We start from the raw sequence: 21,261 nt of genomic DNA, 5'->3' as shown, positions 1-21,261 counted from the left end.
CGGCGCCGTGGTCGAAGGCGGGGGAAGGAGATGGCCTCATCGAAACTCTGTCACTGGGAACGCCAAAACGTGGAGTTGCGGGTGACTCGGTGACCAGGACCTTAATCAGCTTGGCCATGATGAGATCGTTGCGCTGGCATTGCGGCGAGGCTTTGAACAGTGGCAACTGAGGTCATGCCGTAGCTGGGAGGCGTCGTTGCAGTTCGAGTTCGAGACCCCGAGCATGACGGCGGAAATCCTCGCGGCCCAAACGCCCGAGGCGCTAGACCCCATTCTCGCCAGGCTCACACAATCCACGGCGCCCCTTGGCGCGCCGGACGTGCGCGGCCACAAGTTGTTCGTCAAAGGCCTGGACGGCACGATCCCCCACATCGCCCGGACCCTGCGGCTCGCGGATTGTGAGGGCGAAAAGAGCAACGACAATGTCTGCGTCATCGCCACCCAGCTCTATGGGGTCGGTGGGCACAGCAAGGTCGTGGCCGACATCACCCGCCTGATCGGCGGCGACAAGGTCAGTCTGATCCTGACCGACCTCTATGGAAACATCCCCTACCGCCGACTTATCGGAGAGGATCTGGCGGCGCGAGGTTATCATTGCCGGGCGCTGCTGGCCCTGAAAGCGCCCAACGTCCTGGACCGGACCGTGGAACTGTACCGTCTGCTCTGCGCGGTCAAACCCACGCGAATCTTTCTGCTGCACCACCACATGGACGTCTGCGCGGTGGCGGCCACCTATCCGTTCCGCGACGTGACGGAGTTCGTCCACCACGCTGACCACCTGCCATCCCTGGGGGCGACGGTCGACTACTCGGCGCACGTGGACCTGACCTATACCTGCCACCCGATCTGTGCGGCGGCCGGCTTGAATCCTACCTATTCGGGTATGACCCTTCCGGATGTCTCCATCGTCCAGGGTGTCAGTAAGGCTGAGGGCCCCATGGTGTTCGGCACCTGCGGCAATATTGGGAAATACCGGCGAGAGGGGCGCGCAAGCCGCTACCGTTGGGTGGACTGGGTGATCCCCGCCCTGAGCACACCGAACTCAAGGTTCATCCACATCGGCCCCACCGACGCCGCGTTCGAACAGGAAGTTCGGCAGGGCTTGGCCGACGCCGGGCTTGATCCCCAACGCTACGTTTTCACGGGGGCGACCCCCAATCTGCAGGCGGCGCTGATCAGCCACCAGGTGGATGTCTATGTCTCGAGCTACCCGGAGGGCGGCGGCCGCGCCACGCTCGAGGCCATGGCCGCCGGTGTGCCAGCCGTAGCTCCCAGCGAGGCCGAGATGGGGCCGCTGGTCCAATATTCCTCACCGCTGTCGGGCTGGACCCTGGTCTATGACCCGGCCGAACTGCCGGCCGCGATCGCGGACGCAGCCGACCGCCGCGACGCGATGCGCAGCGCGCCCTACCGCGCCACTGTGCAGGCCGAGCTTGAGCGTTTCGAGCACTATGTCGCTGGCCGAGCGCTCGGCCCGACGCCCATAGTCCAAGCCTAGGTCGGGGGGCGCCGCCTGGCCACCACGCCGATATTGGCGAGCAGGTGCGGCGGCAACTGGTCTGAAATGCCCGTCAGTGCGCGCAAGAGGTCGGGCGACCAATCGCGCATCATGCTGTTGGGCACGATCTTCACGAAATAGCCGAAGCGTTCCTCGATCTCGAGACCGCAGGCCTCGAAGTCGCTGGCGAACTGGTCGAGATTGTAGACCCGTTGATGCCCCACGGCGTGGTCGCGGGGGGAGAGGTCGTCAGGCTTGGATTGCAGCCCGATCATCACCGCCAACTGGCGATGCAACGACTGAGCGTTGGGAACCACGCCGACGATCCGGCCTTCCGGCGTCAGGCACGAGGCCATGGCGGCGATGGCGGCGCGAGGTTCATCGACATGCTCCAGCACGTGAAGCGCCAAGGCCGCGTCATAGGGCTGGGCGGGCTTGAACTCTTCGAACAGGGAGTGATGGACGACGACCTTGTCGCCGAATCTCGCACGGGCGGCTTCGCAGAGCTTTTCGGATCCTTCGACGATCTCGACGCTATAGCCGCGCTCTACCAGAGGGGCGGTTATGGTGCCTTCGCCGTAGCCGAACTCCAGGATGCGGTCCCGCGGCGACAGCTTGGCCAGGATGGACGGCAGGTTCTGGGTGTGGATGACGTTCTCGATAAAATTCTCGCCGGTGGTGTCCTCCAGGTAGATGGACTCGGCAAACTTCTCGAGGGCGTGATCGGACGGCATGTTCAGGTTCCGTGACGGGGTCCGGCACAGTGATATTAGAACCGAGCTGTTGACGCCACGACCATCCCGACCCACTCGTCAGCCATGGGACAGGACCGATCCATGAACGCCGCTGCGCCGCCAGCGCAGACCGTACTGGTGGGGGAGTTCGTCACACTGCGTCCTTTGACCGTGGCCGACGCGGAGATGACTCATCGCTGGCGTCATGACGACCGCGCACGCCATTTGAACCGGGCGGCGCCAACAGTGGCCGACCAGGCCAATTGGATCGCGGCTCGGCCGCCTGCCGAATACAACTTCATCATTGAGCTGAAGACGGGTGAGCCGGTGGGCATGGTCGCCCTGCTGGAGATCGACCACGCCAACCGTCGCGCCGAGGCCGGACGGTTCCTGATCGGCGAGGCGCAGGCCGCGCGGGGGGTTCCAGCGGCTGTCGAGGCGATGAAGCTGATCTATGAGTTGGCCTTCGACACCCTGAATCTGGAGCGAATCCACGGTTTGATCGGGGCGGACAATCACCTCATGCTGAAGTGGCAGACCTTCCTGGGCATGAAGGAAGAGGGGCGCTTGCGCCGCCACTACTTCAAGGATGAGGTCTTCACCGATGCGGTGGCGCTTGGGCTGTTGGCTTCGGAGTACCACGCGGTCGCCCGCCCAAGGATGATGGCGCTTGTCGCCGCCGGCCGCGCAGCGGGTGGCGCACGGTAGGAATTGGAGAGTTTGAATGGCTGGTGAGGATCAGGTCCTGGCGATCGTGTTGCGCGCCCTGGAGAACCTGAATGCGGAATTGGAGGACGGTCAGCAAGTTCCTGTCATGTCCACAACCCCCCTGTTTGGCGCCGACGCCGAACTAGATTCCCTGGCCCTGGTCTCGGTGATCGTTGACGTCGAGGCTGGGCTCGCCGAGGTGTTCGGCCGGCCGTTCGGCCTGATGGATGACCAGGCGATGGAACGCGAGATTTCGCCCTTCACCAGCGTTCAGACCTTGGTGGATTACATCGGCGAGTTGCTCGCCCAAGCGGCCTAACGCAGGATCCGCCTCGTGACCCGGACCGGCTTCGAGCTCGTGGCGCAAGACCACCCCCGGCTGGCGCGGATGCGCACGATTTTCGCCGAGCAGTATCGATTTTCCCGCGACATCGTGGATCGCGCCATTGCGGCCTTCGGCGGGTCGTGGGCCGATGAGGCGGAGGAAACTCTGCGGGTCCTGTTCTCCGACGACGAGGGGCTGAACGCCGCCATTAGGGGTTACAGCGTCTTCGCCCTCGACTCCATGCGTCGTCAGGCCCGCTTCGAGAAGACATTAGCCTATCCGTCCAAGACCTATGCCGAGGCGGCCAGCGAGGTCTATTTCAACGATGCCCACATGATGGGGGTCTACCTGCCGGGCCTCCTGCTGTCGCACTTCCTGTGGCCGCACCATTACAGGCAGCTGGAGTTCTTCGACGCGGCCTTCGTCCGTCCGATGAAGGCCGCCGGCGGCGCCCGGTTCGTAGAGGTCGGAGTGGGCACCGGCCTCTATTCCCGTCGTCTGCTTCAGGCCCTCCCGGCGGCGACCGGATACGGGCTCGACATCAGTCCGTCATCACAGGAGTACGCCAACCGGCATGTGGCCGCCTTCGGCCTGCAGGACCGCTATCAGGTCCACCTTCGCGACGTGGCCGAGGAGGCCGACGCCAGCGCGCCTTGGTTGCTCTGCGTGGAGGTGCTGGAGCATCTGGAAGATCCGGTCGCCTTCCTGAAGTTGCTGCGCCGGACCCTCGCCCCCGGGGGCCGGGCCTTTATCACCGCGGCCCTGGACGCGGCCAACGCTGACCACATCTACCTCTACCGAACCTCAGAGGAGGTGCAGGTTCATCTGCAGGCCGCGGGCTTCGCTCTTGAGCAGGCTTTCCTGGGCGCGGCCTACAAGCCCGCACAGGCCGGCGCGCCCGTTCCGCTTGCGGCGGCATTTGTCGTCATCTAGGGCTGACCGGTGACCGACGCCCCGCAACACCCGCAAAGTCCCGCCCTCTACGCCGGCAAGGTGGTCCTCGTCACGGGCGCTTCGCGCGGCGTGGGCCTGACGATCGCCCGCCATTTCCTGGACCAGGGCGCGACAGTTATCGGCCTGGCGCGGGGCCTAGCCGGGCTGGACGACAAGGCCTATAGCCACCTGCAGGTGGATGTGGGGGATGCGACCGCCGTTCAACAGGCCTTCCTGGCTATCGGCAAGCTGAGCCCGCATCTGGACATCGTCATCAACAACGCCGCCGTCCTGACCTCGCAGTATGCGCTGATCATGTCGCCCACCGCGGCCCAGGCGATGCTCAACACCAACCTGCTCGGGCCCTTCATGGTGTCGCGGGAGGCCGCCAAGCTGATGCGCAAGCGCAAGTGGGGGCGGATCATCAACATCAGCTCCATGGCCGTCAGCCTGGAGCCAATGGGCGACAGTATCTATGCCGCCAGCAAGGCCGGGCTGAGCACCCTGGCCAACGTCATGGCCAAGGAATTCGCGGCGCTGAACGTCACCTGCAACACCCTGGCGATCACCGCCGTGGAAACCGAGATGCTCGGCCAGCTTCCCCGCGACAAGGTCGAAGCGGTGGTGGCTCGCCTGCCGATCCCGCGCCTGGCGACCGATGACGACATCCTCAACGTCATCGATTTCTTCGCCTCAGAACGCAGCGCCTACGTCACGGCGCAGACGGTCTTTCTGGGTGGGGTGAACTGATGGCTGGGCCCGCCGCACGGCCGGGGGTCACCATCGCCGGAGTCGGTCATCATCTGCCGACCTATTTCGAGGACAACGAGACCCTGTGCCGGACCTTGCCGGTCACGCCTGATTGGATCCTGGAGAAGACCGGGATCAAGCGACGCGGGATCGCGGCCCCCGACGATACGGCGTCGGACTACGCGCTGAAGGCGGCCCGCGCGGCCATTGAGATGGCGGGCGTCGAGGCGGGCGAGATCGATCTGATCATCGCCGCCACCTTCTCCGCCGACTACCTGTTCCCGCCGCTGTCGGCCAAGGTGCAGCGGGACCTGAAGGCCGCCTCGGCCCAAGTTTTCGACCTGCAGGCCAACTGCACCGGCTTCGTCGCGGGCCTGACCACCGCGGCCGACCGGATGATGCTGGATGAAAGCGTCAGGCACGCCCTGGTGATCGGGGTGGACTTCTGTTCGCGCTATATCGACCGCACCGACGAGAATACCGCCATCTACCTGGCTGACGGCGCCGGCGCGGCCGTACTGAGTCGCACGACGCCGGACAAGGGAATCCTCGCCTCAAGCTTCTTCACGGACAGTTCAAGCTACGAGGCCGTGCGCCTGAGGGGCGGGGGGTCAAGTTTCCCCAACACCGGCCGGGCCTTCGATCCCGCCGTGGACCTGATGGAAATGAACGGACTGGCGACCTGGAAACAGGCCATCACCCATCTGCCCAGCGTCATTCGCAAGGCGTGCGCCAAGGCGTCGGTTGAGGTGAAGGCGGTCGACTTCCTGGTCTTCCACCAGGCCAACTTCAATCTGATCCACTACATCGTCCGGAAGATGGGCTTTGATCTGACCAAGACCTATACGAACGTGCAGGAGATCGGGAACACCGGGGCGGCGTCCATCGCAATCGCGCTCAGCGAAGCGGTGCGAAAGGGCCTGATGAAGTCGGGTGACCTGGTGGTCCTTGCCGCGGTGGGCGCGGGCTTCAACTTCGGGGCCAGCGTCTGGCGCTGGGATATGCCCAGGGGGGGGCGCTAGCCATGTTCTCCGATTTCGCGGCCATCAAGGTCGGCGACACCCGCGCCTTGACCCGCACCATAACCGAGGCCGACGTCCGCCGGTTCGTGGAGATGACCGGCGACGACAATCCGCTGCACGTTGATCGCGCCTATGCGGAGACCACGGCTTTCAAGGACGTGGTTGTCCACGGCATGCTGGGCGCCTCCTTCATCTCCACGGTGATCGGCACGCAACTCCCTGGTCCGGGCGCTTTGTGGGTGGCCCAGAGCCTGGAATTCCTGGCGCCCGTGCGGCTCGGGGACACCCTCACCGTAACCTGCGCCGTCACCAGGAAGCACGAGCGTGACCGGCTGCTCGAACTGTCGACCACAATCGTCAATCAGTCGGGCCAAAGCGTCCTGACGGGCCAGGGCAAGGTCAAGGTGCTGGCGCCGAAGCCTACGGCGGAGATGGCCGTGGCGCTGGATCGGCCGCGGGTCGCGCTGGTCACCGGCGGGGCGGGCGGCATCGGCAGGGCCATCTGCCTGCGCCTGGCGCGCGAAGGATTTCATGTCGTGGTCAATTACCGTTCGCGGCCTGAGCGCGCGCAGACGGTTGTGAGCGAGATCGCCGCCCTCGAGGGCTCGGTGCGCGCGATCGCCGTGGCGGCCGACATCTCGACCGTGGAAGGGGTCAAGGCGCTGACGGCGGCGACGCTGAGCGCCTTCGGCGGGGTCGATGTCCTGGTCAACAACGCCTCACCGGGCATCGGCGCCAAGGCTCTCGCGGCCACCGACTGGGCCGACATCCAGACGCATCTGGATGTCCAGGTGAAAGGCGCGTTCCTGCTGGCCAAGGCGCTCGCACCGGCCATGGCGGAGCGCCGCTGGGGCCGGATTGTCAACATCACCTCGCTTGCCGCCGAAGGCCCGCCGACCGTGACCTGGACCGGCTACGCCATGGCCAAGTCGGCGTTGGCGACAATGTCCCGCTACCTTGCCGCCGAGTTGGGGCCGAACGGTGTGACGGTGAACTGTATCGCGCCGGGCCTGACCGACGCCGGCCTTGTCGGCGAGGTGCCGGAGAAGGCGCAGATGCTGGTCGCCCGCCAGACGCCGCTACGCCGACTGGCCTCCCCGGAGGATGTCGCGGGCGCGGTGGCCTATCTCGCGTCCGACGCCGCCGCCTTCGTCACCGGCCAGACCCTGGGGGTCAATGGCGGCATGGCGATGCGATGACCCTCGACGCCGACCGATTGAAGGCCCTGGCTGCGCCTGGCCTGCCGCTGGCCCAGACCATGAAACTGGTGGCGGAAATCGAGGACGGGGCGCCCCCAGCCGTGGCCAGCCTGGCCATCAGCGCGGGATCCACCATCGATCTTCTGGGCCTGTTCCTGCGCAAGCACGCCTTGCTGGCCGGCGTCCGGTTGAGCGTCCGTCAGGGTCAGTTCGACGATCCGGTGGGCGACGCCGAACGGTTTGCGGCGGAGGGCGTCGAGCACCTTCTGATCGCGCCGTTCTTCGACCTGCTCGCGCCGGCCTTCGAGGCCCAGGCGGGGCAGTGGAGCAACGACCTTATCGATGCCCGTGAGGCCGAGATCAGAGCCCGCTATCGGCTGGCCTTCCAGAAGGGCGCGGGTTTCCGCACCATATTCCTCGCCGACTTCCACCGGTTCGGCGCCGCCTTGCCGGGCGGTGACGCGACCGACCTGATCCTGGCGCGCTTCAATGTCGCCCTGCGCGAGGAGGCCGCGGCCTTCGCCAATGTGCGGCGGATCGACATGAGCGCCCTGGTGGCGGAGGTGGGCCGGTCGGCCGCCCTGGATCCTCGCTTCTATCTGCGCAACAGGGCGCCCTATTCGGCTCTCCTGCTGGACGCCTGGGCGCGCCAGATAACCGCCATGTCGCGGAACTATGGCGCGCAGTTCCGCAAGGCGCTGGTGCTCGACTGCGATAACACCCTGTGGGGAGGAGTCCTGGGGGAGGACCTGGTCGCCGGAGTGAAGCTCGGACCGCACGACTATCCGGGAGCCGTCTATTGGCGCGCCCAGCAGGTGTTCGCCGATCTGCGGCGCGAGGGCGTGCTGCTCTGCCTGTGCAGCAAGAACAATCCGCAGGATGTCGAGGAGATGTTCGCCGCCCATCCGGACATGGTGCTCACCCAGGCCGACATCATCCTGAAGAAGGTCAATTGGCGCGAGAAGGTCGACAACCTGCGTGAGATCGCCGCCGAACTGAATATCGGTCTCGACAGCCTGGTGTTCCTCGACGATTCCGACTTCGAGTGCGAGGCGGTTCGCAGCCAACTGCCCATGGTCTCGGTCTTCCAGACCCCGGCCAACCTGCCGGCCTATCTGGGGGTGATCGAGCAGATCAGATCCCTGTTCCTGGCCGGCGGGGTCAGCCAGGAGAGCCGCGACAAGACCGAGCAGTATCGGCAGCGCGCCGACGCGCTGCAGTCGCAGCAATCCTTCGAGAGCCACGAGGCCTATCTCGCCTCCTTGAAGATGACGGTCCGGGTCACCCGCAATGACGCCGCCCAGGTCGCGCGCATCAGTGAACTCAGCCAGAAGTCCAACCAGTTCAATCTCACCACGCGACGCTATGCGATTGGAGATCTCCAGGCGCTGATGGCGAGCGATGACGCCGATGTCTGGTCGGTGGAGGTCGCCGACAGGTTCGGCAAGGCTGGGCTGACCGGTGTCGTCGTGGTGCGATATGGCGCGAAGACAGCGGACATCGAGAATGTGCTGATGAGTTGCCGGGTGCTGGGGCGCGGTGTGGAGTTCGCGCTCTGGGCGCCGGTGCTGGACGCCGCCCTGGCGCGGGGCTGCGAGACGCTCACCGCCCAATTTGTGGCGAGCACTAAGAACGCTCAGGTCGCCGACTACTATGATCGGCTCGGTTTGACCCACATGGGCGAGGTCGATGGCGCGCGGCGCTATGCCCATGCGATAGAGGGCCTGGCGCGTCCGCCGTCTCCCTGGATCCAGCTTGTCGATGATTGACGAAACCGCCCTTAAGCAGACCCTGGCCGCGGTGCTCGGCGTGGACCCCGACGCCATCACCGAGGAGTCCAGCAGCGACACCCTGGAGAGCTGGGACTCGTTGCGGCACATGAACCTGGTGCTGGCGCTGGAGGAGGAGTTCGGAGTTTCCATCCCGGACGAGGAAGCGGCCAACATCACCTCCTACGCCCTGATCAAGCTCGTGCTCGAAGAGTTGACGGCGGCCTGACCATGCAGTGGTTGATCGACCGCTTCGCCACCGCGCCGCAGGCCCCCGCCTTCATCCACGAGGATCGGGTGGTGACCTATGGCCAGGTGATGGAGACCGTCGAAGCCTTGGGTGCGCGTCTCGGCGCAGAAGGTGTCGCGCCGGGTGACCGGGTCGCTCTGCTGGCCGACTATTCGCCGGAAGTCTTCTGCCTGATCCTGGCCTTGGCGCGGAACGCCAACATCGTCATTCCCATCAGCCCCGCCACCGTGGTCGAGGAAGAGGCTGCCCTGGCGATCTCCGGCTGTGACTGGTTCGCCAGGTTCGACGCCGAAGGCCGCGAGGCGACGTTCTCCCGCCACGCCATCGCCGTGGAAAATCCGCTCATCGCGGGCCTGATCGCTGAACGCAGGCCGGGCCTGGTGTTGTTCTCATCGGGCTCCACCGGCAGGCCCAAGGGCATACTGCACGACGTTGATCGGGTGGCCGAAAAGTTCCGCAAGGCCCGGTCGGCGAGCCGGGCCATCCCTTTCCTGATGATCGATCATTTCGGTGGGGTGAACACCATCCTGGCCATCACCAGCAGCCTGGGTACGGTGGTCACCGTGGCGGATCGTTCGGCCGCCAGCATCTGCGCGGCCATCGCACGCCATGGGGTCGAGCTGCTTCCGGCCACGCCCTCTTTCCTGACCATGTTGATGGCCTCCGGCCTCTATCGGGACTTCGACCTGGGATCGCTCAAGCGCATCACCTACGGCACTGAAGTCATGCCGCAATCGACCCTGAACCGTCTGCGGGCGGCCTTCCCGGGTGTTGAGTTGCAGCAGACCTACGGTCTTTCCGAGGTTGGCGTGCTGCGCTCCCAGTCCCGCGACGACGGCTCGCTCTGGGTGCGGGTCGGGGGTGAGGGGTTCGAGACCAAGGTGGTCGACGGGATCCTGTGGATCAGGTCCGACTACGCCATGGTCGGCTATCTGAACGCCCCGTCTGAGTTTGACGCTGAGGGGTGGTTCAACACCCAGGACCAGGTCGAGGTCGACGGGAGCTATTTCAAGATCCTGGGGCGGGTCACCGACATCATCAATGTCGGTGGCCAGAAGGTCTATCCCGCCGAGGTGGAGGACGTGATCCTGGAGCTGGAGAACGTCGCCGACGCCGCGGTGTTTGGAGAGCCCCACGCCTTCCTGGGCCAGATGGTGGTGGCGAAGTTGGTCTTGGATGCCCCGGAGCCGGCCGAGGCGCTCAAGAAGCGCGTCCGTGCGGCCTGCCTGGCCAGGCTCGCCAACTACAAGGCGCCGTCGAAGGTCCAGATCGTTGAGGGCCCCCTGCACACCGCCCGGCAGAAAAAGACCCGTCGGGCCTAGAGACCGTCCAATCCGATAGCCTCAAGAGGCGCCTAGGCGCGAATGGCGCGGGCCACCTGCTCGACATTCCCTACCGGCATCGCCGGCCAGAGCGGCAGGGACAGGACCTCGTCGGCCAGGGCCTCGGCCAGGGGGAAGTCGCCCCGCTTGAAGCCCCGGTGGGCGAAGGCGGCCTGGAGATGGCAGGCGATGGGATAGTGGATCAGGCTCTCGATCCCGGCGGCTCTCAACCTTGCCTGCAGGGCGTCGCGGTCAGGGCTGCGGACCACATAGAGGTGATAGACGTGGCGCGCACCCGGCGCCTGCGTCGGCGTCGTCAGGCCGCAGCCCGCCAGCGCCGCATCATAGGCGCCCGCCAGCGCGCGGCGCTGATCGTTGGCGGTGTCCAGGCGCGGCAGAAACACGCGCAGGAAAGCGGCCTGCAGTTCGTCCAGCCGGGAGTTCACCCCCAGGGTCTGGTGGACGTATTTCTGGTCCGAACCATAGTTGCGGAGGCGGCGGATGCGTTCGGCCAGGGCCGCATCGTTGGTGGTGACGGCGCCGGCGTCGCCGAGCGCGCCGAGGTTCTTGGTGGGATAGAAGCTGAAGGCGGTGGCGTGGGCGCCTGCCCCGGTCCTGCGCCCCTGGAAGCTTGCGCCGTGGCTCTGGGCGGCGTCCTCCAGGACGAACAGGCCGTGCCGCCGGGCCAGCGCCATTAGCGGATCCAAGTTCACAGGGTGGCCATAGAGCGAAACCGGAACGATGGCCGCCGTCCTGTCGCTCACCGCCGCCGCGCAGGCCGCGGCGTCGAGGGTGTAGGTTCTGTCGTCGACCTCCACCGGGACCGGGACCGCGCCCAGGGCCTCCACCGCCATCCAGGTGGCCGCGAAGGTGTGAGCCGGCACGATCACCTCCGCGCCGGCCTCCACCCCCGCCGCGCGGAGGGTGAGGGTCAGGGCGTCCAGGCCGTTGCCGACCCCGACGGCGTGGCTCGCACCACACCAGGCGGCGAACTCGGTCTCGAACGCCGCCAGTTCAGGTCCAAGGATCATCCAGCCGGAGTCCATCACCCGGCCATAGGCGCCGTCGAGTTCTCCCCGCAGCGCGGGATCGGACAGGTTGAGGTCGAAGAATTTCACAGCTTGGCGCGGCCCAGAAAGGCGTCGAAGTCGCGGATGTAGTCGGCCTCGTCATAGACCGTCGAGGCCAAGACCAGACAGACCGATCCGGAGGAGAAGTTGTCGATCTCCCGCCACTGCATGGGGCCGATGTGCAGACCGACATGGGGCCGGTTGAGGGTGACCCGCTCCTCGCTGGCGCCGTCATGCAGGCGCACGTCGAAGCTGCCGGAGACCGCGATCAACAGTTGATGCAGGGCCTTGTGCGCATGGCCGGCGCGCACCGATCCGCTGGGGACATCATAGAGGTAGTAGACGCGGGCGATATCGAAGGGGAGGTGGGTGTTGGACTCGATGAAGGACAGGTTGCCCCGAGGGTCCGAGATCACCGGAAGGTTGATGAGGTTCGCCAAGTCGCTCTCCTGCGCCGCGCCCGAAATGGCGGTCGGCGTGGCCCCAAGTCAACCGTTTCAGGCCAGGGCCTGGACCAGACCCGGCAGGCGGGTGAGGAGCCCGGCGTTCAGTTCCGCGCGGCGGTCCCAGAGTTCCCGATACCAGGCGCTGCGGTCGGCCGCCTGATGGGCGAACATGCGGTTGTCGCGGACATACTTCCAGGCCAGCTGGGCCATGAGCTGACGGGCGGGCTCGTCCCGCAGGGCCTCGGCGAGGCGGGGCGCCCAGTCCTTCAGGCGGTGGGCGATCAGGCCGGTGCGACCGTGAACCATGGTCTCGGCATAGATGGTCGGGGAGGCCAGCGTCACCACGCCCCGGGCCGCGGCGTCGAGGAACTTGGCGTCGCTCTTGGTGTCTTCGTAGAGCCGCCCCTCCACCGGTGAGAGGGAGACCGCGCAGGTGGCCATCAGGTCAAGATAGGCCTCGTAGGGCAGGTAGTCGTGGAAGCTCTTGTTGGCCGTGGGCAGGGCGTCGAACACGGCCCGGTCCCCCACCACCACATACTCGACCTCTGGAAATTCCTCGGTGACGGGGGCGAGCGACGCTGCCACCCGTGCGGCGAACTTGCCTCGCGACAAGGCCCCGTAAAAGACCCGGCGCGGCGCCGGGGCGGCGGGGAAGGGCGGCAGGTCGAAGACGGCGTTCGGGAACACCTTGACCACGGGATTGTACTTGGAAAACGCCCGCCCGAGCCGCTCGGTGGAGGTCTGTAGGGCGTGCGAGAAGCCATAGGTGCGCCATCCGTCCGGGGTCAGCTTCTCCGCCGCGACCGCCGCGATCATAGCCGGATGATCGTCGAACTCCGTGACCACCAGCCAGCCGCCCTGGATGCTGTCAGCCATCGCCGCGCACCAAGCCTTGACTGAGGGCAGGACCGGGCGCTGCAGCACCAAGATCTTTGGTGACTCGGGTGCGAGCGGCAGAAACTTAAACGGCGCGCCGCCATAGGCCACGATCAGCTCCGGATCGGCGCGCAGGGCCTGGGCGGGCAACCGGGTGCGGATATCCATCAGCCGGGGCGCGAAGGCCGCGATCTGGACGGCCAGGGGCGCGGGGTCGGAGGTTCTCTTCTGGACCACCAGCAGCAGGTCTCGGCCTTCCACCTGAGGAAGTAGGGCGGGCGCCAGGCGGGGGGCCAGGTCGTTGAAGTGATCGTCGCTCGGGATCAGAAACTGCAGCTTGTCGATGCGAAAGTCGCCGCCCAGCGCCGCCAGGGCCTCGGCGACATGAGGCCCCGACCGGGAGGCGGCCACCAGGAAGCCGTCCGGGGCCAGGCTTTCGGCATGGGTCTTCAAATCGTCAAGGTTCAGGGTGTCGAGGTCGGCGATGACAACGCCGTCCGGGGCGTCCGACGCGAAGGTCGCGGCCGGATTGCGCGCGGCATAGACCCTCTCGAACGCCGGCGCGTCGGATCCCACATAGGCCAGCCGTCGGATGGTCAGAGGCGTACGGCCGACCAGCAGGGACATGCGGAGCTCCGGAACGGGACGCTGCAGCTTAAAAGACGTTGCGCGCCGCGAACAAGACGCCGCGGCCCGAACACGCCCCTACTACGACAGTTTCGGTCGCCTCGCGGGAAAAGAACATCTTGTGAACCGAGAACAAAATAAGTACACCTGAGTCCGGCGGCGGGGAGAGCGATCTACCCCACCGGGTTGGCGGAATCATGGGATAGGGAGTGCTTGGTATGGCGTCTCAAACGGCATTGAAGCTCGTGGCACGAGAAGACGGTGACAAGCAGCGCGCGCTGGAAGCAGCGATGGCGCAGATCGATCGGGCCTTCGGCAAGGGTTCGGTGATGAAGCTTGGCGACAAGAGCCACATGGAGATCGAGTCGGTCTCCACGGGGTCCTTGGGGCTGGATATCGCGCTTGGCATCGGCGGACTGCCCAAGGGGCGGATCGTCGAAATCTACGGGCCGGAAAGCTCGGGCAAGACGACACTCGCCCTGCACGTGGTGGCCGAGGTCCAGAAGGCCGGCGGCACCGCGGCCTTCGTCGACGCCGAGCACGCCCTGGACCCCTCCTACGCCAACAAGCTCGGCGTGAACCTGGATGAACTGCTGGTCTCCCAGCCGGATACCGGCGAACAGGCCCTGGAGATCACCGACACCCTGGTGCGCTCCGGCGCCGTGGACATCATCGTCATCGACTCCGTCGCGGCCCTGACGCCGCGCGCCGAAATCGAGGGCGAGATGGGCGACAGCCTGCCCGGCCTCCAGGCCCGCCTGATGAGCCAGGCCCTGCGCAAGCTGACGGCCTCGATCTCCAAGACCCACACCCTGGTCATCTTCATCAACCAGATCCGCATGAAGATCGGGGTGATGTACGGCAGCCCCGAAACCACCACCGGCGGCAACGCCCTGAAGTTCTACGCCTCGGTTCGCCTGGATATCCGCCGCACCGGTTCGGTGAAGATCCGCGACGAGATCATGGGCAACAACGTCCGCGTGAAGGTGGTGAAGAACAAGGTGGCCCCGCCGTTCCGCGAGGTCGAGTTCGACATCATGTACGGCGAGGGCATCTCCAAGCTGGGCGAGATCATCGACCTGGGGGTCAAGGCCGGGGTCATTGAGAAGTCCGGCTCCTGGTTCTCCTGGAACAGCCAGCGCATCGGTCAGGGCCGCGACAATGTCCGGGAGTTCCTGAAGAACAATCGCGACATCGCCGACGCCATCGAAAAACAGGTCCGCGGCGCCAAGGAAGTCATCGAGGAAGAGCTGCTGGTCGGCCCCACGGCGGGCGAAGACGAGGAATAGGCGTTTCGCCGGCGGCCGGGCTTGATCCGCCGCCGGACCCGAGATGCCCACCGTTAACGTGGACGGCCGCTTTGGCCCTCGAAACCCCGTCGCCGCGCCCCCGCAAACCGCGCGGCCGGCGGTCGCCGGGCCAGACCCCGCACGGTCGTTCACGCAAGAGAAGGGCGCTCGGACTTCGGTCCGGGCGTCCTTTTTCTTTGCGGGGGGCTCTAAGTCTCGTAAACGGACCCCAATGTCGCAGCGCAACACGCGCCCCCATTTTGAAGTCTAGCGTCTAGAGCCATGCCGAGCCTGAACGAGATCCGCAGCGCCTTCCTGGGCTATTTCGAGAAGAATGATCACCTGATCATTCCGTCGGCTCCGCTGGTGCCGCAGAACGACCCGACCCTGCTGTTCGTCAATGCGGGCATGGTGCCGTTCAAGAACTACTTCACCGGCGCCGAGGCCGCGCCCGCGCCGCGTGCGGCCTCATCCCAGAAATGTGTCCGCGCCGGCGGCAAGCACAACGACCTGGACAATGTGGGCTACACCGCCCGCCACCACACCTTCTTCGAGATGCTGGGGAACTTCTCCTTCGGCGACTATTTCAAGGAAGGCGCGATCGAATACGCCTGGAACCTGCTGACCAAGGAACTGGGCGTCCCGGCGGAGAAGCTGCTGGTCACGGTCTATCACACCGACGACGAGGCGGCTGACCTCTGGAAGAAGATCGCCGGCCTGCCGGATGAGAAGATCATCCGCATCTCCACCAGCGACAATTTCTGGTCGATGGGCGACACCGGCCCCTGCGGTCCCTGCTCGGAGATCTTCTACGACCACGGGGCCCACATCCCCGGCGGTCCCCCCGGCAGCCCGGACGAGGACGGCGACCGGTTCGTGGAGATCTGGAACCTGGTCTTCATGCAGTTCGAGCAGCTGGCCGACGGCACGCGCAGGCCGCTGCCCAAGCCGCAGATCGACACCGGCATGGGCCTGGAACGGGTCGCCGCCGTGCTGCAGGGCGTGCATGACAACTACGACATCGACCTGTTCCGCACCCTGATCGCGGCGTCCAAGTCCCTGGTGGCCGGCGGCTCCAACGGCCCCTCGCACCGGGTGATCGCCGACCACCTGCGCTCCACCAGCTTCCTGATCGCCGACGGCGTGTCGCCATCCAACGAGGGCCGGGGCTACGTCCTGCGCCGGATCATGCGCCGCGCCATGCGCCACGCCCACCTGTTGGGGGTCGAGGAGCCCCTGATGCACCGCCTGGCGCCTGTTCTGATCGCCGAGATGGGGGTCGCCTATCCCGAACTGCGGCGCGCCGAGCCGGTGATCATCGAGACCTTGCGTCAGGAGGAGGAACGCTTCCGCCGGACCCTGGGCCGCGGCATGGCCCTGCTGGACGAGGCCACCGCCAAGATGAGCGAGGGCGGCGTGTTGTCGGGCGAGACCGCCTTCAAGCTCTACGACACCTATGGCTTCCCCGTCGACCTGACCCAGGACGCGGTGCGCGGCAAGGGCATGACCGTGGACATGGACGGCTTCGAGGCCGCCATGAACCAGCAGCGCGCCCAGGCCCGCGAGGCCTGGACCGGCTCTGGCCAGGCCTCGGCCGCCGGCGAGTGGTTCGCGATCCGCGAGCGCCTGGGGGCCACCGTCTTCCTGGGCTATGACAGCGTGGAAGCCACCGCCGAACTGTTGGCTTTGGTGGAGGGCGGCGCCGAGATCGACAAGGCGCAGGCCGGCCAGACCGTCCAGGCCCTGTTCGACCGAACCCCCTTCTATGCCGAGAGCGGCGGTCAGGCCGGGGACACCGGCGAGGCCGAATGGGACGGCGGCAAGGGCCGGATCATCGATACCCAGAAACAGGCCGGGGACCTGCACGTCCACGTGCTGGAGATCACGCAAGGCGTCCTGGCGCCCGGCGCGCGGGTGCGCCTGGCTGTCGACGCCGAGCGGCGCCTGACCACGCGGTCCAACCACTCCGGCGCCCACCTGCTGCACGCCGCCCTGCGCAACGTGCTGGGACCTCACGTCTCGCAAAAGGGCCAGATGGTGGACGGTGAGCGCCTGCGCTTCGACTTCAGTCACGGTGGTCCGTTGACGACGGCTGAACTCGACGCCATCGAGTCTGAGGTCAATGCGGTGATCCGCCAGAACCTGCCGGCCGTGACCAAGGAGATGGCCCCGGAAGAGGCCATCGAGGCCGGCGCCATGGCCCTGTTCGGCGAGAAGTACGGCGACAGCGTTCGTGTCCTGGCGCTCGGCAAGGCCCTGGAAGGCGACGACGACTATTCGGTCGAGCTCTGCGGCGGCACCCATGTGGCCCGCACGGGCGACATCGCCTTGTTCAAGATTGTCTCGGAGACCGGCGTCGCGGCCGGAATCCGGCGCATTGAGGCCCTGACGGGTGAAGCCGCGCGTCGCTATCTCAACGACCAGGCCAGCGTCGCCAAGGCGCTGGCCGACCAGTTCAAGACGCCGGTGGCCGAGGTTCTGGCCCGGGTGGACGCGCTGGACGCTCAACGCCGCAAGCTGGAGAAGGAGCTGGCCGACGCCAAGCGTCAGCTCGCCATGGGCGGCGGTGGTTCCGGCGGCGAGGCCGCGGCGATCGAGGAGATCGCCGGCACCAAGCTCATGGCCCGGGTCATGGACGGGGTCGGCGGCAAGGATCTGCGGCCCATCGTCGAGGAATACCGCAAGCAGGTGCCTGACGGCGTCATCGCCATGGTCGGTGTCGCGGAGGGCAAGGCCGCCATCGCCGTGGCGGTGATGGGCTCGGCGGCGGGCAAGTTCAACGCCGCCGAGTTGGCCAAGGCCGCCGTGATCGCCATGGGCGGTCAGGGCGCCGGCGGCCGTCCAGACTTCGCCCAGGGCGGCGCCCCGGACGGATCCAAGGCGGCGGAGGGCGTGGCGGCGGTGAAGGCGGCGCTGGCCTAGGTGCGAGCCTGGGCCGGCCCGGTCGCCTTGCGGGGCCGGCGCTTGTTCCGGTCCCACTCATCGTAGAAGGCGATCTTGGCGTCGATGTCTTCGACGGCGGCGCTCAGGTCGGCTATCTTCGCCTCGATCTCGGCGCGATGGTCCTGCAGCACCGACTTGCGCGCCTCCAGGGTGCGCCAGCCCTGCATCGACAGATCGGTCAGCCGCCGCATCTCCGCCACCGACATGCCGGTGCGGCGCATCCGTTCCAGGAACAGCAGGTGCTCGACGTGCTCGTCCTCGTAGACCCGTCGGCCGCCGGCGTCGCGGCCGACGGCTGGTATGAGGCCCTGAGCCTCATACCAGCGGATCGTATGGACGCTTCGATCCACGAGCTTGGCGAAGCGCCCGATGTGGTAGCGGATGCTCACCCTTTCAGAGGCTCCAGAACCGCCTCGGCCAGCGCAGAGTCCAGGTACTCGCGGACCTCTGTCATCTTGCCGTCCGCCATCTCGATCACGAAACAGTAGCGGTTGTTGTAGGTCTTTCCCGACTTCAGCGTCACCGCGCCCTGCGCCTCGACGATCACGGCGTCGCCCGCCGCGAAGATGTTGGTGGCGGTGTTGGTGTAGGCGCTGGCGTACTGCTTCCGAAGAGGCGCGAACAGGTTGTCGCGTGCCGTCTCGCGGCCATGATGCACGTCGCCCCACACGCCGCCGACCATCGGGCGCCAGATCACGTCCTCCGCCATGGCTTCGTAGAAGGGGCGGTTGTCGCCGGTCGCAAGGGCCGCCATCGCCTTGGTGACGATCACTTTGTTTTCGATATTTTGCATCTCACTGGTCTCCAGATTGAACCAGTGACGGAGGGAACATCCTAGAGCCTACTCTAGGTCAATACCCTAAATGCGTACGGCTTTGGCAGCCCTGGACGAACGGTTCGCGGCGACCATGTCCCTACCGCTCGGTGCAGGTCACCTTGTTCAGCGGGAAGGTCTGCGCCTTTCGCCCTGCCTCGCTGTCGTAGAGGAATCCGCTGTCGTCGGGCAGCAGGGTGATGGCTTCCTGTTGGGTCAGGGGCGGGGCGCGGAACACCGAGACATTATCGCCTGCCGTCAGGGTGGCGGGCACGCCCTGGCTGAGGTCAAAGCCCAGTTCAACGACGGCCATATAGGTCAGCAGCACCGCGCGCTTGCCGTCCCGACTGATGTCCAGGCCGGTGGGGATCCAGCCGTAGAACGGCAGGTCGGAGAGCAGGTTGGGCAGGTCCAGCTCGCCGAGCTTGGCGAAGACCTGCACGCCTTCGGTCTGTCGAAGCTGGTTGGCCGACAGCCGGTAGACCGAGGCGGGGCCGGGCTTGGTCATCCGGGCGTCCACCGGCTTTGTGATCGCGAAGAGGTCGCCGTTCGGATGCACGGCGAAGGCTTCGACATTGCGCGACCCGTCCGGATAGCGGGCGCGCACCACCCGCAGCGGCGTCTCGGTCTCGGCATAGGTCTGCTTCTCCGGCAGGATCGTGAAGCTGACCTCAGACCGATTGCCGCCGTTGTCGCCGATGTCGCCGAGGTAGAGACAGGTCTTGGCCCCGCACGGTCCCAGGGACAACTCCTCCATGTCCACGGGCTTGGGGCCCTTGAGGTTGACGATCTTCAGATCGCCGCCGGTCATGTCGGTCACGAAGAACCGCAGGTCATCGCCGGAGTCGTTGTGGTGATAGAGCCGCCCCGGATAGGCGCGAGACGCCTCCAGGCCGCTGGCCTCATTGATGGGTGTGGACGGGATGGCGGCCACCTGGACCGGCAAGCTCCAGGCCTTGCAGACCCCGGCCCGGGCGCTCAAGGGCAGGCTCGCCATGAAGGCGCAGGCGAGGAGGGTGGCGGTGCGCATGGCTTGGCTCCGGGATGACAGGGCCGGCACGATCCGACCAGCCCAGCCGCCGGTCAAGCTAGGGCTTGGTGAAGATGCAGAGCTTGTTGCCTGTCAGGTCGCGGACATAGGCGCCGTAGAAGCTGGTGGAGTCGGCCGGTCGTGGCCCCGGGGCGCCTTCGTCGACGCCGCCGTTGGCCAGGGCCGCGGCGTGGGCGGCGGCGACCGCCTCCTTCGAGGGGGCCAGGAAGCCCACCATGATCCCGTTGCCTGGCCGCGCGGCCTCGCCGTCAAAGGGCGGGCAGATGAAGGTGTTGGCGTCGCCGTCCTTGGGGCCGTAGCCGGCCCAGCCACCGTCCAGGAAGGCGCGGTGATAGCCGATGGCGCCAAGCACCGCATCGTAGAACGGTAGAGATGCCGCTACATCCAGAGCCCCGATTGTGACGTACCCGATGGACATGAAATTCTCCCTCTCGCGTTGGCCGGCAGCCTAGCAGAGGAAGCGAACAAAACAAGAACTATGGTCGCGCCTCGTCCTCGGCCGGCGGGCGGATCTGCACGAGTTTCCACTCAAACCAGCCGCGCCGCTGGAAGGTGAAGACGGTCTCGCGCGCAGGCGCGTCGGGCGCCCGCACCACGAAGCGGGAGCGATTGGGTCCCCAGTAGCGCAGGGAGGGCCAGGGCTCCTTGACCGCGTTGATCACCTGGTCGGGCAGGTTGTTGGGCATGGGCGGTTCGGGCGGGGCCTTGCCCGGCTCATAGCCACGGGTCAGGTCGTGCAGGCCCTCGACGCTGACATAGCGCTCCACGGCCGGAGGCGGCGGGGTCAGGGGCTCCAGCGCCCGCTTCATGGCGCCGATCGGGTCGGTCCAGACGGTGGGGGCCGGCGCCGTGGCGGCGTTGGGGGTGGGGCCGAGCTGGTTCCTCAGGGTTCCGCGCACCGCGCCATAGTCCACCAGTTCGGCCAGGCCCTGGGCGTCGCCGTCACGGGCGTTGGCCTTCAGAGCGCGGAAGGCGAACCAGGGCGCGGCGACGAAGGCCACACAGGCCCCCATCAGCAGGACCAGGATCAGGTTGAAGATGGTCCGCCACATGGGCTGAAGCCTCGCTGAAGTCGCACAATGATTAACATGAGCGGCCACGCTTCCTAGAGGTTCCTCCCAGAAGGCGAGCCCGGAGGCCACGGCGGCGCTTGCGCAGGCGGCCCAAGAGCGCGAGGTTTGCGCATTGTTTGAACCATAACAAAGCCCAGGGAGGGCGTTATTTCATGGCCGCCAGCATCAACCCCAATGGAAATCTGAAGGGCAAGGTCGCCCTGGTCACCGGCGCCAGCCGCGGCATCGGCGAGGCCATCGCCGCCCGCCTGGCCATGGAGGGCGCCAAGGTCGTCGTGTCGGCCCGCACCGCCCAGGACGGGGAAAGCCGCCTGCCGGGCACGCTGATGGAGACCGTCGAGCGCATCAAGAAGGCCGGCGGCGACGCCACCTTCATCAAGGCCGACCTGGCCCAGTCCATCGAGCGCGAGCGCCTGGTGGAGGAGGCGGTGGCCGCCTACGGTCCGATCGACATCCTGATCAACAACGCCGCCATCACCTATTTCACGCCCGTCGTGGAGTTCACCGAGAAGCGCTTCAAGCTGATGATGGAGGTGCAGGTCTATGCGCCCTTCCACCTGTC

The 21,261-nt window shown here is 66.5% G+C and carries 22 protein-coding genes; 13 read left to right on the top strand and 9 right to left on the bottom strand.

Annotation, left to right across the window (positions count from 1 at the left end):
• Positions 1 to 196: 196 nt before the first annotated feature.
• On the top strand, positions 197 to 1,498 hold the full coding sequence (locus tag AAC997_RS16015) for a glycosyltransferase (protein WP_340646703.1): 1,302 nt from the start codon (positions 197 to 199) through the stop codon (positions 1,496 to 1,498).
• Here the strand turns inward: AAC997_RS16015 and AAC997_RS16010 are convergent.
• The gene (locus AAC997_RS16010) at positions 1,495 to 2,232 is read right to left on the bottom strand and encodes a class I SAM-dependent methyltransferase (RefSeq protein WP_340646702.1); all 738 of its coding nucleotides are present in this window, start codon (positions 2,230 to 2,232) and stop codon (positions 1,495 to 1,497) included. The two genes, AAC997_RS16015 and AAC997_RS16010, sit on opposite strands and share 4 nt — an antisense overlap.
• Positions 2,233 to 2,334: 102 nt before the next feature.
• Here AAC997_RS16010 and AAC997_RS16005 point away from each other — a divergent pair, with 102 nt between their 5' ends.
• The 9 genes from AAC997_RS16005 to AAC997_RS15965 are packed head-to-tail and all read left to right on the top strand — an operon-like array spanning position 2,335 to position 10,510.
• Complete coding sequence (locus AAC997_RS16005) at positions 2,335 to 2,940, top strand: GNAT family N-acetyltransferase (RefSeq protein WP_340646701.1); 606 nt, start codon at positions 2,335 to 2,337, stop codon at positions 2,938 to 2,940.
• Between the two features lie 16 nt (positions 2,941 to 2,956).
• Positions 2,957 to 3,259 (top strand): hypothetical protein, encoded by a 303-nt coding sequence (locus tag AAC997_RS16000; protein ID WP_340646700.1) that lies wholly within the window; start codon positions 2,957 to 2,959, stop codon positions 3,257 to 3,259.
• Between the two features lie 15 nt (positions 3,260 to 3,274).
• The gene (locus AAC997_RS15995; protein WP_340646699.1) at positions 3,275 to 4,198 is read left to right on the top strand and encodes a class I SAM-dependent methyltransferase; all 924 of its coding nucleotides are present in this window, start codon (positions 3,275 to 3,277) and stop codon (positions 4,196 to 4,198) included.
• 9 nt (positions 4,199 to 4,207) lie between these two features.
• Complete coding sequence (locus AAC997_RS15990) at positions 4,208 to 4,948, top strand: SDR family oxidoreductase (RefSeq protein WP_340646698.1); 741 nt, start codon at positions 4,208 to 4,210, stop codon at positions 4,946 to 4,948.
• Positions 4,948 to 5,970, top strand: coding sequence for a ketoacyl-ACP synthase III (locus AAC997_RS15985; protein ID WP_340646697.1), 1,023 nt, complete (start codon positions 4,948 to 4,950; stop codon positions 5,968 to 5,970). Before AAC997_RS15990 ends, AAC997_RS15985 begins: the two co-directional genes overlap by 1 nt.
• A 2-nt stretch (positions 5,971 to 5,972) precedes the next feature.
• Positions 5,973 to 7,169 (top strand): SDR family oxidoreductase, encoded by a 1,197-nt coding sequence (locus tag AAC997_RS15980; protein WP_340646696.1) that lies wholly within the window; start codon positions 5,973 to 5,975, stop codon positions 7,167 to 7,169.
• Positions 7,166 to 8,938, top strand: coding sequence for an HAD-IIIC family phosphatase (locus AAC997_RS15975; protein ID WP_340646695.1), 1,773 nt, complete (start codon positions 7,166 to 7,168; stop codon positions 8,936 to 8,938). Before AAC997_RS15980 ends, AAC997_RS15975 begins: the two co-directional genes overlap by 4 nt.
• Entirely contained in the window at positions 8,931 to 9,167 is a 237-nt protein-coding gene (locus AAC997_RS15970; RefSeq protein WP_340646694.1) for a phosphopantetheine-binding protein, read from the top strand. Before AAC997_RS15975 ends, AAC997_RS15970 begins: the two co-directional genes overlap by 8 nt.
• A gap of 2 nt (positions 9,168 to 9,169) precedes the next feature.
• Complete coding sequence (locus tag AAC997_RS15965; protein WP_340646693.1) at positions 9,170 to 10,510, top strand: class I adenylate-forming enzyme family protein; 1,341 nt, start codon at positions 9,170 to 9,172, stop codon at positions 10,508 to 10,510.
• Between the two features lie 32 nt (positions 10,511 to 10,542).
• Here the strand turns inward: AAC997_RS15965 and AAC997_RS15960 are convergent, their stop codons facing one another.
• From AAC997_RS15960 to AAC997_RS15950, 3 genes are read right to left on the bottom strand one after another with little or no spacing between them, the layout of a single operon-like run.
• Positions 10,543 to 11,628 carry a DegT/DnrJ/EryC1/StrS family aminotransferase gene (locus AAC997_RS15960; RefSeq protein ID WP_340646692.1) on the bottom strand — a complete coding sequence of 362 codons (1,086 nt, stop codon included), beginning with the start codon at positions 11,626 to 11,628 and terminating at the stop codon, positions 10,543 to 10,545.
• Positions 11,625 to 12,020: an FdtA/QdtA family cupin domain-containing protein gene (locus AAC997_RS15955; RefSeq protein ID WP_340646691.1), complete on the bottom strand. Its 396-nt coding sequence runs from the start codon at positions 12,018 to 12,020 to the stop codon at positions 11,625 to 11,627. Before AAC997_RS15955 ends, AAC997_RS15960 begins: the two co-directional genes overlap by 4 nt.
• A gap of 57 nt (positions 12,021 to 12,077) precedes the next feature.
• The gene (locus AAC997_RS15950; RefSeq protein ID WP_340646690.1) at positions 12,078 to 13,529 is read right to left on the bottom strand and encodes a hypothetical protein; all 1,452 of its coding nucleotides are present in this window, start codon (positions 13,527 to 13,529) and stop codon (positions 12,078 to 12,080) included.
• A 218-nt stretch (positions 13,530 to 13,747) separates the two neighbouring features.
• Between AAC997_RS15950 and recA the strand changes: the two genes are divergently transcribed.
• Both recA and alaS read left to right on the top strand, forming a co-directional pair.
• Positions 13,748 to 14,818 (top strand): recombinase RecA, encoded by a 1,071-nt coding sequence (gene recA, locus AAC997_RS15945; RefSeq protein ID WP_340646689.1) that lies wholly within the window; start codon positions 13,748 to 13,750, stop codon positions 14,816 to 14,818.
• Positions 14,819 to 15,100: 282 nt separating this feature from the next.
• A complete protein-coding gene (gene alaS / locus AAC997_RS15940) occupies positions 15,101 to 17,740 on the top strand; it encodes an alanine--tRNA ligase (RefSeq protein WP_340646688.1) in 2,640 nt (879 codons plus the stop codon).
• Here the strand turns inward: alaS and AAC997_RS15935 are convergent.
• From AAC997_RS15935 to AAC997_RS15915, 5 genes are all read right to left on the bottom strand, one after another.
• Complete coding sequence (locus AAC997_RS15935) at positions 17,737 to 18,150, bottom strand: MerR family transcriptional regulator (RefSeq protein ID WP_340646687.1); 414 nt, start codon at positions 18,148 to 18,150, stop codon at positions 17,737 to 17,739. The genes alaS and AAC997_RS15935 overlap by 4 nt on opposite strands.
• Complete coding sequence (locus AAC997_RS15930) at positions 18,147 to 18,554, bottom strand: nuclear transport factor 2 family protein (protein ID WP_340646686.1); 408 nt, start codon at positions 18,552 to 18,554, stop codon at positions 18,147 to 18,149. Before AAC997_RS15930 ends, AAC997_RS15935 begins: the two co-directional genes overlap by 4 nt.
• A 121-nt stretch (positions 18,555 to 18,675) precedes the next feature.
• Positions 18,676 to 19,605, bottom strand: a complete 930-nt coding sequence (locus tag AAC997_RS15925) for a hypothetical protein (protein WP_340646685.1) — start codon at positions 19,603 to 19,605, stop codon at positions 18,676 to 18,678.
• 58 nt (positions 19,606 to 19,663) lie between these two features.
• A complete protein-coding gene (locus AAC997_RS15920; protein WP_340646684.1) occupies positions 19,664 to 20,044 on the bottom strand; it encodes a VOC family protein in 381 nt (126 codons plus the stop codon).
• Positions 20,045 to 20,102: 58 nt separating this feature from the next.
• On the bottom strand, positions 20,103 to 20,678 hold the full coding sequence (locus AAC997_RS15915; RefSeq protein ID WP_340646683.1) for a DUF2939 domain-containing protein: 576 nt from the start codon (positions 20,676 to 20,678) through the stop codon (positions 20,103 to 20,105).
• Between the two features lie 173 nt (positions 20,679 to 20,851).
• Here AAC997_RS15915 and AAC997_RS15910 point away from each other — a divergent pair.
• Positions 20,852 to 21,261 (top strand): SDR family NAD(P)-dependent oxidoreductase (locus AAC997_RS15910; protein WP_340646682.1); only part of this gene is annotated, 410 nt, incomplete at its 3' end.

Origin of the sequence: Phenylobacterium sp. (assembly GCF_037968635.1) — a bacterium.
Taxonomy (GTDB): Bacteria; Pseudomonadota; Alphaproteobacteria; order Caulobacterales; family Caulobacteraceae; genus Phenylobacterium.
Note: the sequence above shows the minus strand (reverse complement) of the source record. Positions and strands in the feature narration are given on the sequence as shown.